Origin of the sequence: Janthinobacterium longum, assembly GCF_051380735.1 — a bacterium.
In the GTDB taxonomy this organism is placed as follows: domain Bacteria; phylum Pseudomonadota; class Gammaproteobacteria; order Burkholderiales; family Burkholderiaceae_D; genus Janthinobacterium.
Genome location: NZ_JBNYXQ010000006.1, coordinates 301,192 through 314,457, shown reverse-complemented (window position 1 = coordinate 314,457; position 13,266 = coordinate 301,192). Strand labels below are relative to the sequence as shown.

The 13,266-nt window shown below is 61.2% G+C and carries 11 protein-coding genes and 4 tRNA genes; 10 read left to right on the top strand and 5 right to left on the bottom strand.

Translation table 11 applies throughout. The annotated features are described in order from the left end of the window. Positions 1–143 precede the first annotated feature (143 nt). Both rlmB and rnr read right to left on the bottom strand, forming a co-directional pair. On the bottom strand, positions 144–887 hold the full coding sequence (gene rlmB, locus ACQ4WM_RS17490; RefSeq protein WP_436547931.1) for a 23S rRNA (guanosine(2251)-2'-O)-methyltransferase RlmB: 744 nt from the start codon (positions 885–887) through the stop codon (positions 144–146). Positions 888–890: 3 nt separating this feature from the next. Next, positions 891–3,359, bottom strand: coding sequence for a ribonuclease R (rnr, locus tag ACQ4WM_RS17485; protein ID WP_436547930.1), 2,469 nt, complete (start codon positions 3,357–3,359; stop codon positions 891–893). Positions 3,360–3,747: 388 nt separating this feature from the next. Here rnr and ACQ4WM_RS17480 point away from each other — a divergent pair. The 5 genes from ACQ4WM_RS17480 to ACQ4WM_RS17460 all read left to right on the top strand — a co-directional run bounded on the left by ACQ4WM_RS17480 (position 3,748) and on the right by ACQ4WM_RS17460 (position 5,659). Continuing rightward, a tRNA-Leu gene (locus ACQ4WM_RS17480) sits at positions 3,748–3,832 on the top strand. Between the two features lie 200 nt (positions 3,833–4,032). Continuing rightward, complete coding sequence (locus ACQ4WM_RS17475) at positions 4,033–5,175, top strand: NF038122 family metalloprotease (RefSeq protein ID WP_436547929.1); 1,143 nt, start codon at positions 4,033–4,035, stop codon at positions 5,173–5,175. Between the two features lie 90 nt (positions 5,176–5,265). After that, a tRNA-Leu gene (locus ACQ4WM_RS17470) sits at positions 5,266–5,350 on the top strand. A 65-nt stretch (positions 5,351–5,415) separates the two neighbouring features. Then, positions 5,416–5,500, top strand: a tRNA-Leu gene (locus ACQ4WM_RS17465). 74 nt (positions 5,501–5,574) lie between these two features. Then, positions 5,575–5,659 (top strand) — tRNA-Leu (locus ACQ4WM_RS17460). A gap of 65 nt (positions 5,660–5,724) precedes the next feature. Here the strand turns inward: ACQ4WM_RS17460 and ACQ4WM_RS17455 are convergent. After that, positions 5,725–6,576, bottom strand: coding sequence for an SDR family oxidoreductase (locus tag ACQ4WM_RS17455; protein WP_436547928.1), 852 nt, complete (start codon positions 6,574–6,576; stop codon positions 5,725–5,727). Positions 6,577–6,689: 113 nt separating this feature from the next. Here ACQ4WM_RS17455 and ACQ4WM_RS17450 point away from each other — a divergent pair, with 113 nt between their 5' ends. The 4 genes from ACQ4WM_RS17450 (at position 6,690) to phaP (ending at position 10,385) form a co-directional block, all read left to right on the top strand. Further along, entirely contained in the window at positions 6,690–7,118 is a 429-nt protein-coding gene (locus ACQ4WM_RS17450; RefSeq protein ID WP_436547927.1) for a winged helix-turn-helix transcriptional regulator, read from the top strand. Between the two features lie 111 nt (positions 7,119–7,229). Continuing rightward, on the top strand, positions 7,230–9,467 hold the full coding sequence (locus ACQ4WM_RS17445) for an ATP-binding protein (RefSeq protein ID WP_436547926.1): 2,238 nt from the start codon (positions 7,230–7,232) through the stop codon (positions 9,465–9,467). Between the two features lies 1 nt (position 9,468). Further along, positions 9,469–9,669, top strand: a complete 201-nt coding sequence (locus ACQ4WM_RS17440; protein WP_436547925.1) for a hypothetical protein — start codon at positions 9,469–9,471, stop codon at positions 9,667–9,669. 107 nt (positions 9,670–9,776) lie between these two features. Beyond that, positions 9,777–10,385 (top strand): TIGR01841 family phasin, encoded by a 609-nt coding sequence (gene phaP, locus ACQ4WM_RS17435; protein WP_436547924.1) that lies wholly within the window; start codon positions 9,777–9,779, stop codon positions 10,383–10,385. A gap of 3 nt (positions 10,386–10,388) precedes the next feature. Here phaP and ACQ4WM_RS17430 read toward each other — a convergent pair whose 3' ends face one another. Then, complete coding sequence (locus ACQ4WM_RS17430; protein ID WP_436547923.1) at positions 10,389–11,042, bottom strand: helix-turn-helix transcriptional regulator; 654 nt, start codon at positions 11,040–11,042, stop codon at positions 10,389–10,391. Further along, a complete protein-coding gene (locus tag ACQ4WM_RS17425) occupies positions 11,039–12,262 on the bottom strand; it encodes an MFS transporter (RefSeq protein WP_436547922.1) in 1,224 nt (407 codons plus the stop codon). Before ACQ4WM_RS17425 ends, ACQ4WM_RS17430 begins: the two co-directional genes overlap by 4 nt. A gap of 180 nt (positions 12,263–12,442) precedes the next feature. Here ACQ4WM_RS17425 and ACQ4WM_RS17420 point away from each other — a divergent pair, with 180 nt between their 5' ends. Next, positions 12,443–13,141, top strand: coding sequence for an SMI1/KNR4 family protein (locus tag ACQ4WM_RS17420; protein WP_436547921.1), 699 nt, complete (start codon positions 12,443–12,445; stop codon positions 13,139–13,141). Positions 13,142–13,266: the final 125 nt, after the last annotated feature.

Below are 13,266 nucleotides of genomic sequence, written 5' to 3'. Positions count from 1 at the left end.
TCGTCGAGCTCAATGTCTATCGACCCGATCGAAAATTTGATCGGGTCGCAAAGGCAAAACCACAACGCTATCCAGAGCGACGTCTCAGGCGAACACTAACTTAACGGCATTAGGGTCAGACCCGGCAGGTCTGACCCCAGAACTTACGCTTCCAAGGCGATGCGCTGGCGCCGTGCTTCATACAGACAGACGCCCGATGCTACCGACACGTTCAGGCTTTCGACCGAACCGAACATCGGGATATTGACGAGGATATCGCAGGTGTCGCGCGTCAGGCGGCGCATGCCTTCGCCTTCCGAACCCATCACCAGCGCGGTCGGGCCGGTGAAATCGGCTTCGTACAGGCCTTTTTCGCCATCGTCCGAGGTGCCGATCAGCCAGATGCCACGGTCCTTCAGCTCGCGCATGGTGCGCGCCAGATTGGTGACCGTGATGTAAGGCACGGTCTCGGCGGCGCCGCTGGCGACCTTGGCGGCGGTGGCGTTCAGGCCCACGGCGCGGTCTTTTGGCACGATCACGGCATGTGCACCGACACCGTCGGCCACGCGCAGGCAGGCACCCAGGTTGTGCGGATCAGTGATGCCATCAAGGATCAACAGCAGTGGCGGGCCGTCAACCGCGTCCAGCAGTTCGTCCAGGTTACGCGCCAGCGACAGCTGCGACGCAAACGCGATCACGCCCTGGTGGCGGCGGGTGCCGACGATCTTGTCCAGGCGCGCCGAATCGACGGGCATGACACGCACGCCCGCAGCCTTGGCGGCGGCGATCATGTCTTTCATGCGACCGTCGACGCGGCTGGCATCGACAAAAATCTCTTCCACCGTCGACGCTTCATGGCGCAGGCGCGAGGTCACGGCGTGGAAGCCGAAAATCATTTTATTCTTCATTGTTTATCGCTTCTTCTTGCTGGTCTTTGATACAGTTTTTTCTGCTCGTGGTGCGGCCGCAGCAGGCGCTGCGGGAATGTTATTGTTATTGCTGTTGCCGGACCTGCCGCGCTTGGGCCGGGAGTCGGCATTGCTGCCACCAGCCTTGATTTCATGGCGCTGCCCGGTCGCGGGACCCGGCTTGACCATCGGCTTTTTGTTGCGCCTGCCGCCGGCCTGCTCGCTTGCCCCGTCCTCGCCAGCCACTTCGCCGTCGATCACCAGGCGCAGGTCGATCTTGCGTGTTTCCAGGTCAACGCGGGCAACCTGCACCGTCAGACTGTCTGTCAGCTGGTAGCGCTTGCCGGTGCGTTCGCCACGCAGTTCATGGCGCGCATCGTCGTACTGGAAGTAGTCACTGCCCAGCTCGGTAACATGCACCAGGCCTTCGACAAACAACTCGTTGAGCTGCACGAACAGGCCGAAGGTGGTCACGCCGGTAATCGTGCCGGTGAATTGCTCACCGAGTTTATCCTGCATGAAGTAGCACTTGAGCCAGGCTTCGACATCGCGCGACGCTTCGTCGGCGCGGCGTTCGTTGGCCGAGCAATGCACGCCCAGGGCGTCCCAGATCGTCAGGTCGGTTTTCTTCGGCTTGCCGTCGGCCTTGTCTTTCGCCTGCTGCTTGCGCGTGGCGTTCGACACATTGGTGTTGAGCACGGTCTTGTCGGACAATTTCGGCTCGTACTTCTTGCCTTGCAAAATCGCCTTGATGGCGCGATGCGTCAGCAGGTCGGGATAGCGGCGGATCGGACTGGTGAAGTGGGCATACGCCTCGTACGCCAGGCCGAAGTGGCCGATATTGTCCGGGCTGTAGACAGCTTGCTGCATCGAGCGCAGCAACATCGTTTGCAGCAGGGCGGCGTCGGGACGCTCCTTGATCTGCTGCATCAGGGTCTGGTAATCGGTGGCCGTGGGCTTGTCGCCGCCGGTCAGGTTCAGGCCGACCTGTTTCAGGAAGGTGCGCACTTGCGTGAGCTTTTCCTTGGTCGGGCTGGCGTGGATGCGGTAGGTGCCCGGGTGTTTATGGCGCAGCAGCAAGTCCGCCGCGCAAACGTTGGCCGCCAGCATGCACTCTTCAATGATCTTGTGTGCTTCGTTGCGCGTGCGCGGGATGATCTTTTCGATCTTGCCGGCGCCATTGCTGACGATATAGGTTTCGGTGGTTTCGAAATCGATGGCACCGCGCTCGGAGCGTGCCTTGAGCAAGGCGCGATAGACACGTTCCAGGTTTTGCAGATGCGGCAAAATCTCGGCACGGCGCACGGCTTCCGGACCCTTGGTGTTGCCCAGTACGGCAGCGACTTCATCATAGGTCAGGCGCGCAGCCGAGTGAATCACGGCCGGGTAGAACTGGTAGGCCTTGATGTCGCCCTTATCGGTGACGACCGCGTCGCACACCAGCGTCAGGCGGTCGACGGCGGGGTTCAGCGAACACAGGCCATTCGACAGTTTTTCCGGCAGCATCGGAATCACGCGGCGCGGGAAATACACGGAAGTGCTGCGTTCGAGCGCGTCGGTGTCGAGCGCGTCGTTCGGTTTCACGTAATGGCTGACGTCGGCGATCGCCACGATCAGGCGGAAGCAGTTGGCGCGGCCAACTTTGACCGGTTCGCAGTAGACGGCGTCGTCAAAGTCACGTGCATCTTCGCCATCAATGGTGACCATCGGCACGTCGCGCAGGTCGACGCGGTCTTTCAGGTCGGCGGCGCGCACTTCGAACGGCAGTTTTTCAGCTTGTTTGAGGGCAGCGGCGGAAAAAATATGCGGCACATTGAATTTGCGCACGGCGATTTCGATTTCCATGCCCGGGTCGTCCAGCGCACCAAGCACTTCGACGATCTTGCCGACCGGCTGCTTGAAGCGCATAGGCTGCTCGGTCAGTTCGACGCTGACGATCTGGCCAGCCTTGGCCTTGCCCACCGAACCGGTCACCAGGATATCCTGGCCGATGCGCTGGTCTTCCGGCGCCACTACCCAGATACCGTTTTCCTGGATCAGGCGGCCAATCACATGGCTGTTGGCGCGGTAGGTCACTTCAACGATGGTGCCTTCCGGTCGGCCACGGCGGTCGGTACCGACGATGCGGGCCATGACCTTGTCGCCATGCAGCACTTTCTGCATTTCTTTTTCAGGCAGGAACAGGTCGGCGCTGGCGTCGTCGGCTATCACAAAGCCGAAACCGTCGCGGTGGCTGGTCACGCGACCTGCCACCAGAGCGCTCTGGTCGGCCAGGCTGAACACGCCGCTGGCGTCAGACTTCAGCTGGCCGTCGCGTTCCATGGCCTTCAGGCGCCGAACCAGGACATCCATGGAGTCGGCATGCACTTGCAGCGTTTTCCCCAGTGACTGCGGGTCGAGAGGCGCGTTGACGCTGCGGAATATGCCGAGAATGTCCTCCCGGCTGGGGATGGTGTGGGTATTTTGGCTCAAGAGTATTTCTATAGTTGTATTGACAGTGATCAAACGGAAAACAGGCCGATGACATCACCGTCAATCGACACGGTGATAGACCATAGTGTACCGGAGGACGCCCTGATTTACCTAACAGACAGCGTGCCGGAAAGCGGCCTGCCCGTTCCCTGATTAAAATTTGCAGAAAAGCGCGCCAGGGATTTGACATCGGCAAATATTGCTCTATAATCCTCGTCTCTTGCAGCGAATCACCTTTACCGGTGCGACGTCACAAGAGAGCGGTACAGGGTTGATGTGCAGTATGGAGCGAAAGCTCATCTGGCGCAAAACTCTTCAAGTCGCTATAATAGCAGAACGACGAAGTTACTTGTCACCTAGCAAGTGGTTGTCAGCAAGCAGTCTCAGTGCCCACGTGGCGGAATTGGTAGACGCGCATGGTTCAGGTCCATGTGCCTTTGGGTGTGGGGGTTCGAGTCCCTCCGTGGGCACCATTACCGAATTCGCAAAAAGCCGCAAACTCTCACGAGTTTGCGGCTTTTTTCATTTCTTGATGGCATATTCTGACTGTCGGACTTTCTGACAACCCAGGGCAAGCAACATCCTGCGCTCAACGCAAGTCCCTGATTATTAAAGACGAGCACGCTTTTTGCGTGGCGGTGGCATCTCCCCCCCCTCATTCTGTGGAGCCACCATGAAAGTCTGCTCGCTTCTACTCTGCCTGGCCACCAGCCTGCCCCTGACCTGCCTGGCCACCCCCATCTTCAAGCTGCAATACGTTCCCGGTACCTCGCTACAGGCGCAACAGGGCTTCCAGGCTGCCGCCGCCAGATGGTCGCACGTACTGAAAGACAAGGTCACGATCGAACTGACGGTCGGCTTCAATTCCCTCGGCAACAGCATTCTGGGCCAGACCGGTTCGAGCGAAGCGTTTTACCGCTATGGCGATGTGCGCAATGCGCTGGCACAAGACGTCACATCCACCTACGACCGGCAGGCGCTGGCAAGCTTGCCCGGCGGCGGCGATTTCGGCATGCTGATCAACAACACGGCAAACAACCCTAACGGTCCCGGCAGCGACATACCGTATGCCGACAACAACGGCGACGACAATAACCAATACCTGTACATGAGCAATGCAGAAGCCAGGGCGCTGGGCCTGACACCCCCATCGCAATCACTGCCCGGCTGCCTGGGTGACTGCGACGGCTTTATCCAGTTCAATAGCGACTTCACCTTCGATTTCGATCCCGGCAATGGCATCGCGCGCAATGCCATCGATTTTATCGGCGTCGCCATGCACGAAATCGGCCACGCACTGGGATTTTCGAGCGGCGTCGACATCCTCGACTACAACTCGCCACCTCTGGGCGGGCCGTATGACGATATCGAATTCAGCTACGTCTCGCCGCTGGACCTGTTCCGCTATTCAAGCGAAAGTACGGCCGCCGGCGTGATCGACTGGACGGCCGACAACCGCGACAAGTATTTTTCGCTCGATGGCGGCATCACGCGCGGGCCGCTGTTTGCCAATGGCGTTAACCACGGCGATGGCGACCAGGCCAGCCACTGGCGCGACCAGCTCGGCCTCGGCATCATGGACCCGACGGTCGCCTATGGCGAGCGACTGGTGCTGCGCGCCAGCGACCTGATCGCGCTCGACGCCATCGGCTGGGACGTCGCCCTGTTTGCCGTACCCGTGCCGGGCACAATGCCCCTGCTGGGCCTGGGACTGGTGCTGATGGGTTGGCTGCGCCGTAAAAACAGGCAGTTTTCATGGGGGCGGCGCATTTTTCACGTAAAAACAGCCTTTCTTGAAGAAAACAGCAAATGTTGATTGACCGAATGCGCGCCAACCCTTATGATTTTGTCCGTCGCTGCAGAACACGCAGCGACAAGCAAGAAAGCAGCAAATAAGCAGCACAATGCCCACGTGGCGGAATTGGTAGACGCGCATGGTTCAGGTCCATGTGCCTTCGGGTGTGGGGGTTCGAGTCCCTCCGTGGGCACCAGCAACGGGCAGTTTTCGTTGTTATCCGCAGCAAAGTAGCAGAAACGAGCAGTCAGTAGCACATATGCCCACGTGGCGGAATTGGTAGACGCGCATGGTTCAGGTCCATGTGCCTTCGGGTGTAGGGGTTCGAGTCCCTTCGTGGGCACCAGCAGCGAGCAGTTTTCGTTGTTATCCGCAGTAAAGCAGCAAGGTAAAGTAGTCCAGCAATACAGCAGCATCAGTGCCCACGTGGCGGAATTGGTAGACGCGCATGGTTCAGGTCCATGTGCCTTCGGGTGTAGGGGTTCGAGTCCCTTCGTGGGCACCATTACCTAATTCGCAAAAAAGCCGCAGACTTTCATGAGTCTGCGGCTTTTTTCATTGCTCCTTCCCCTATTTCGCCAGCGCTGCTTTCACGGCCTCGGCCAGGCTGGTGGTCGGACGCTTGATCAGGGTGCTCAGCTGCTTGCCATGCTCTTCCAGCGCTCCCTTGGCCGTGCACGCATCGGCATCGGCCAGCATCGCGGCAAAGCCTTCCGGCACGCCCACACTCACCAGCAACGCCTTGAAGTCAGCCTGCGGCATATCGTTGTACGCTATCTGCTTGCCCGACTGGCGCGCCACTTCGGCCGCGTAGTCGCTCAAGGTAAAGCTGTCGTCGCCGGCCAGTTCATAAATGGCTTGCGGTGCATCGCTGGTCAGCACGGCAGCGGCAGCTTCGGCGTAATCACGGCGCGCGGCCGACGAGAAACGGCCATCCTGCGCCGCGCCCAGCACCACCCCATGCTCGAGCACTGGCGCCAGGTGTTCGGTGTGATTTTCCAGGTACCAGCCATTTCGCAGGAAGCTGAACGGCAAGCCTGATGCGCGGATCGCCGCTTCGGTAATCACGTGTTCGGCCGCCAGACCCAGCGGCGTGGTGTCGGCGCGCAAGACACTGGTATAGGCCAGCAGCGCCACGCCGGCGCGCCTGGCCGCGTCGATCACGTTCTGGTGCTGCTGCGCGCGCTGGCCCACTTCGCTCGACGAAATCAGGAGGATTCTGGTCGCGCCCTGGAATGCCGCATCGAGGCTGGCGCCGTCGTTATAGTCGGCCTGGCGTACGTGCACGCCTTGCGCGGCCAGGTCGGCTGCCTTGGCCGGATTGCGCACGGCGGCGATGATGGTGTTGGCAGGAACGGTTTTCAGCAGGCTGGCGATAACGTGCTGGCCCAGATTGCCTGTGGCACCGGTGACGACGATCATGATAAGTCCTTTGTGGTTGACTAAGAAAAATCTATAATAGCCCCACCACTTACGAAATGTAAGTACGTACCTTTTGGTAAGTATGAAGTTTCTTTTTTCCAAGGCTGATTATCATGACCGAAGACATACCGGGCGCCAGGATGCGCGCCGCGCTCGCCATGCAAAGCAAGGAAGCCCACCTGATGGTGGCCGCCTGCCCTTCGCGCGCCGTGCTCAGCCACCTGACCAGCCGCTGGGCGGTGCTGGTGCTGGTCCTTCTGCTGAGCGGCACGAAGCGCTTCAGCGAACTGCGCCGTCAAGTGGGCGGCGTCAGCGAGAAAATGCTGGCACAAACCCTCGACGCCCTGTGCAGCGACGGCTTCGTGCTGCGCCAGGCCTATCTGGTGATACCGCCCAAGGTGGAATACAGCCTGACGCCGCTCGGGCGCGAGGCGGCCGAACGGCTGGCCGTGCTGGTCGACTGGATCGAAGACAATTACCCGCGCATCGAACAGGCGCGCGCCGGGCTGGCGCAGGGTTCGCCGGCGGACCTGGCGGCTTGATCTGCTGGATAACTGCCGGATACTATTGCTTTTTGTTACCAGTCGCACATTTACAGTGATGGGCCTTGGTGTAATACTAAGCCCACCGACAGGCGTCATGATTGCGACACCATGAATCAGCTGATTTCCCCCACCGCCGGCATGGCCAGGGTCTTGCTGGTCAGCAGAGCCACCAGCGATATGCGCGAACTGCTGTATGTGCTGGACCGGCATAACCTCGATACCGGCGTGGCCAGCGATATCGATGCCGGCGTGGAACTGGCAGCCGGCGGCACTGACCTGATCCTGCTCGACGCGGCGCTGGCCGGTGCGAATATCGACGCCACCTGCCTGCGCCTGCGCAATGCGGCCGAGCGCCATGGCGTGCCAGTGCTGCTGATGTCGTCCTCGCCCAGTGCCGAAGAACAGGGACGCAGCGTGGGCGCCGGCGCCAGCGACTATATCAAGATGCCGTTCAATGCGCGCGACGTGGCCGAAAAAATCCTGATGGAACTGGCGCTGCACAAGGCGCATCAAAGCGATCCTGCCGCCGCGCCGCCGCGCCCCGTGCATCCGCAAACGCTGGAAGTCAATTACCACTCGATCCTGGCCGGCTCACCCGATGCGGTGCTGCTGTTCGACATCGACAATGCCGTGCTGATCGACGCCAATCACCTGGCCGAAAAGCTGTTCGGCATGCCGCAAGCGACCCTGCTGCAAGGCGGCATCGAGCGCGTCTTTCCCGGCCGGCAAGCGGATGGCCGGGCCTCGGCCCAGCTGCTGCAGGAAAAAATGCACGATACGCTGCAAGGCAAGATCGTGGTCTTTTGCGCCGAGTGCTGCCACCGTGAAGGCCATACCATTGCCTGCGAAATCCGGCTGATGCGCTTGTCGGTGCCGGGCCGCCAGCTGGTGCACGCGCGCATTATCGACCTGACCGAGCGCAACCTGGCCGAAGCCTTGCGTGCGGGCCAGAATGCGCTGCTGGAAATGATCGCCAAGGGCGCGCCGCTGGCGCCCACCCTGGAACGCTTGCTGCTGCTGATCGAAGGCCAGTCGCGCGGCGTGTATTGCTCCGTCATGCTGCTCGATGAAGACGGCCGGCACATGCACAGCGTGGCCGGACCCAGCTTGCCGCACGAGTATATGGCGCTGCTCGAAGGCGCCGAGATCGGCGCCGGCGTCGGCTCCTGTGGCACCGCCATGTTCCTCGGCGAGGCGGTGGTCGTCAGCGACATCGAACACGATCCGCTGTGGGCGCCGTATCGCGCCCTGGCCGCCGCCTTCGGCCTGCGCGCCTGCTGGTCGCAGCCCATCTTCGGCCAGGACGACAAGGTACTCGGTTCATTCGCCATGTATTACCGCGAAGTGCGCAGCCCGGTGCCGCAGGAACTGATGCTGATCGACGTGGCCGCCGACCTGGCCGGCATCGCGATAGCCCGCATGCGCCACGAGCAGGAATTGCAGCGCCACCGCACCCACCTGGAAGACCTGGTGGCCAGGCGCACGGCCGCACTGACCTTGGCCCATGAACAATCGGAACAGGCCAACCGCGAACTGGCGGCGGCGCTCGAACACCTGTCGATTACCCAGGGTGAACTGGTGCGGCGCGACAAACTGGCGGCGCTGGGCGCGCTGGTGGCGGGCATCGCGCACGAACTCAATACGCCGATCGGCAACGCCCTGGTGGTAGCGACCACCATGACCGAGCGCACCCAAGCGCTGCAAGCGGGCTTGCAGGATGGCTTGCGCCGTTCGGAACTGGAAGCCTATCTGGCGCAGGCCAGCGAAGCGGACGCCATCGTGCTGCGCAACCTGCAGCGCGCGGCCGGCCTGGTGTCAAGCTTCAAGCAGATCGCCGTCGACCGCGCCAGCTCGCAGCGCCGCCACTTCCTGCTGCGCCAGTTCATCGCCGAACTGATGCTGCCGCTGTCGGCCACGCTCAAAGGCGCCGGCCACGTGCTGGCACAGGACGTGGCGCCAGACCTGGCACTGGACAGCTACCCCGGTCCGCTGGGCCAGGTGCTGAGCAACCTGGTGGAAAACTGCGTGCGCCATGGCTTCGAGGGACGCAGCGGCGGCACCATCGGCATCACGGCGCGCGCCAGTGCCGACGGCGAGTCGATCCGCATTGCGATTGCCGACAATGGCGCCGGGATTGCCGCCGGCGACCTGGCGCGTATCTACGACCCTTTCTTTACCACCCGGCTTGGCTCGGGCGGCTCGGGCCTGGGCCTGCACGTGGCGCACAATATCGTCACCGGCGTGCTCGGCGGCCATATCGAGGCGACCAGCAGCGAGGCCGGCACCACCTTTACCTTGCACCTGCCGGTCGTCGCGCCGCAGGCCGGCATGGCCACTGGAGATTAAAATGAAGATACAGCACCTGGTCGCGGCCACCCTGCTGGCCGCCTGCACGGCCGCATTCGGCGCACCGGCGCCCTGGTACAAATGGCGCAGCAAGGTCGATGGTACCCTGTCCTGCGCGCAAGCTACCCTGGGTTTCGGCTGGGAACTGGCCTCGGGACCGTACAAAGATAGCCGTTGCGAAAAACCGGCGCTTGTTAAATAATGGGGACACAACAACACGGGGCAACCGGCTTGACAGCAAGCGAAGGCAATGCAGTGCCGAAGAGTATTGGAAGATGAAGACGTATCTATTCAAACCGAGGAGACCACATGTTTACCAATCCCGAACAATTCGCATCGGCCACCAAGGCCCTGTTTGAATTCCAGCTGATGACCTTCAACACCCTGACCACCAAGGCGGTGCAGGGCGTGGAGCAAGTGCTGGCATTGAATATGGCCACCGCCAAATCCGGCATGGAGGACAGCATCGCGGCCGGCAAGGAAATCAGCCAGGCCAAGGATCCGAAAGCGGCAATGGCGGCCGCCGCCGCCCAGCTGCAGCCCGGCGTGGCCGGCGCCAAGGCCTACAAGCAGCAGCTCGATGCCATCATCAAGGACATCCACACCGAGTTCACCACCGCCGCCGAAGCCCATGTGGCCGAAGCCAAAAGCAACCTGAGCGCCCTGATCTACGACGTGACGAAAAACGTGCCGCCCGGCTCGGAAAACGCCGTCGCCATCGTCAAGGCCGCCATCGACAACGCCTTCCTCGGCTACGAGCAAGTCACCAAAGCCACCCAGCAGGCCGTGAAAACCGTGGAAGAACAGATAGCCAAGGCCTCGGCCCAGGTAGCGCAGGCGTCGGACAAGGCGACGGCCGGGATGCAGGAAGCATCTGAAAAAGTGACGCCGAAAGCGGCAAAGGCGCCGAAGAAATAAGCGTTATATCCTGTGGCCGCTTCCTTGGGGAGCGGCTGCTATCGGCACGATCCGATACACACACCGCCTGCCCCCTTCCAGCAGATACTCGCTGCGTTCCACAGTACAATCATCCCCCAGCACGCGCTGGAAAATCGCCAGTTCCGAGCGGCACAATTTCTGGCAGGCAGTCGCTGCCGCACAGATCGGACAATGGTTTTCCACCAGCAACACGCTGCCGTCAGGCTGCGGCGCGGCATCGGCCATATAACCTTCTCCATCGCGCACCATGGCCAGGCTGGCCACCCTGTCGGCCAGCGGCGCGCCTTCGTCGATGCGTGCGCGGTAGGCCGCTTCGCTGCTGGCCTCGCGCGCGGCGATCAATTTGTCCATGCCCTCGTCGCCGAACAACTGCTGCACCTGGCTAATCAATTCCAGGGTCAGGGCGGCATGGCGGTCGGGAAAGCGCGCGTGGCCGGCGTCAGTCAGCGACCAGCGCCGCGAAGGCCGGCCCACCTTGTCGGCCACGTCCTCGAAGGCTACCAGCCCCTTGCCATACGCCGCTTCCAGCTGGCGCCGCGCGCCCATCGAGGTCACATCGAGCAAGGCTGCCAGTTGCTGCGCCGTCTGCGGGCCGCGCATTTTCAGCAGGAACAGTGTCTGTTCGGATGTGCTCACGCAGCCACCTTCAAGGACGCCGCATCGGCTGCATGCAAATGCCGGCGCCAGCCATGCATGCGCCAGGCCGACCAGGCAGCGCACAGGGCGCCCACCACCAGCACCAGCCGCGTGTCGAGCAGGATCAGCAGCGACCCGACCAAAGCAACAATGATATTGGCGATGCAAAAGGTAGTCGACAGCAAGCCCATCACGGCGCCCTGTCCATGTGTGCTGAAACGCTCGGCGCACCAGCCTTGCAGCACCGTGTTGTACAGCGCGTTGGGGATGCCGAACAGCACGATGGCGGTGATGCCGACCCAGATATTGCCCATCGCCAGGATGGCGATTGCCAGCGCCACGGCGCAGGCGTACCAGCCGGCACGCAGCAGCGGCGCATGACGGCTGGGTCCGCCTGCCAGCAGCGACGTGATGGTCATGGTGCCGCACAGACCCACATTCACCCAGGCAATCGCCTGCGCGTTGTAGTGCGCTGTTTCCACCAGCCACAGCGGATAAAATTCATAGAAGCTGGCCACGCCGCAAGTCAGGGCCAGTTGCACGATGAACAAGGTACGCAGCTCTTCGTGGCGCAACAGATTGAGCGAATGGCGGTCGCGCGCCACCTGCCACCACGAGGTCGTCAGCAGCGATGGCGTTTCGCGCGGCAAGCCGATGGCCACCAGCACGGCCACCAGCATCAGCGCGCCGGCGGCGATCCAGAACGGCACCGTCACGCCCCACGCCAACGTGGCGCCGGCCAGGATAGGCCCCACCAGCCAGCCCAGGTAAAAAGCGCCGTTCAGCCACGACATGGCGCGCAGGCGCAGCGGGCCTTGCAACTGGTCGGCCAGCATGGCGCGCGCCACGGCGCCATTGCCTTCGAGCAGGCCGGTGATAAACCGCGCAACGATAAACAGCGGATAAGACTGGATCACCAGCGCCCAGGCGGTGATCGCATGGCCGATGGCGGCGCCAACAGCCGTGCGCATCAGCAGGGGTCGACGGCCGTAGCGGTCGGACAGCGGCCCCAGCAAGGCCGAACCGATCAGCAGGCCCAGCGGATTGATGGTCAGCGCCAGGCCGAACAGCAGTTTCGATGGCAAGCCAAGAAAATTATTGAAAGCATTCGGCGCCTCGGCCGCGAACAGCGGTGGCAAGATGGGATACGGCAGGGACGCGCCGATGGTCGACAGCAAGCCCAGCATGCAGGCAGCGGTAATCAGGACGATATTTTTCATGCGACAGATTTTCTTGACAAGGTATATGTGGCAAGAATACGGAGTTACATTAAATAAGTAAATGAAAATGTTTATTAATTAGCCGCGGCGGGAACGCCGTGACCTTGCTATATGGCGCACCATGTTGCGTAGACCAACTATCATGCTTTAATCAATTTACAACTTATCGACAGGATACACATGACCTTGACCGAAATAGAAAGCCAGCATGGCTTTTCCTTCCCTCCCCTGTACAAGCAGCTTGAGCAGGATGGCATGCTCAATGTCGGTGAATACGGACCAGAGTGGCAAAAGCTCGTCTTGCCCACCTTGAAAGACCGGCCGACCCTGCTGCTGTTTGCCGACGACTTCGAGTTGCTTAATGTCGACGCTGTTGCGCAGGAACTCGCAGCATTGAAGGAGCCTGACGATTACCGCCAGATCGATCCGGCATTCACGTTCATTCCGTTTGCGCAAACGGGCGCTGGCGATCACTACTGCTTCTTCCCTTCTGGCCAGGCCGATGGCGAGGTGCCCATCGTACTGCTGTGGCACGACCAGAACGAAACGCACTATATGGCCAATACGCTGCAGGACTTTATTTTCAGCATGCTGCTTGACTCCATGGCAGACCAGGATACGTATAACGGCGTCGGCGACGAGCAATTCCGGGAGCAGCTGGAAAATATGCTGGGCACGCATGCAGGCTACCTGACGCCGCGCCAGCAGCAGGTGCTGCAAACGCTGATGGCACGCAACATTGTCGACTACGAAGTTACCCTTCCCAGGGGCAGGACGGAAGCACATCGCGGCTTGCTGACCGATGTGGAACTGAAAAGTCTGAAGAACGAGATCGTTCCTTTGAGCAGGCCAGATTTTGCTTACAGCTCGGCAAGCTGAAGATTGTCGCTGCCGGTGGCGCAAAATGGCTGGCTGCGCAGGGCGGCATCCGCAGTTTGCACAAAATCGCTGGGCAAGCGAGTGGCGAAGGTTTAAACTGTATATAAACACAGTAAAACCATATC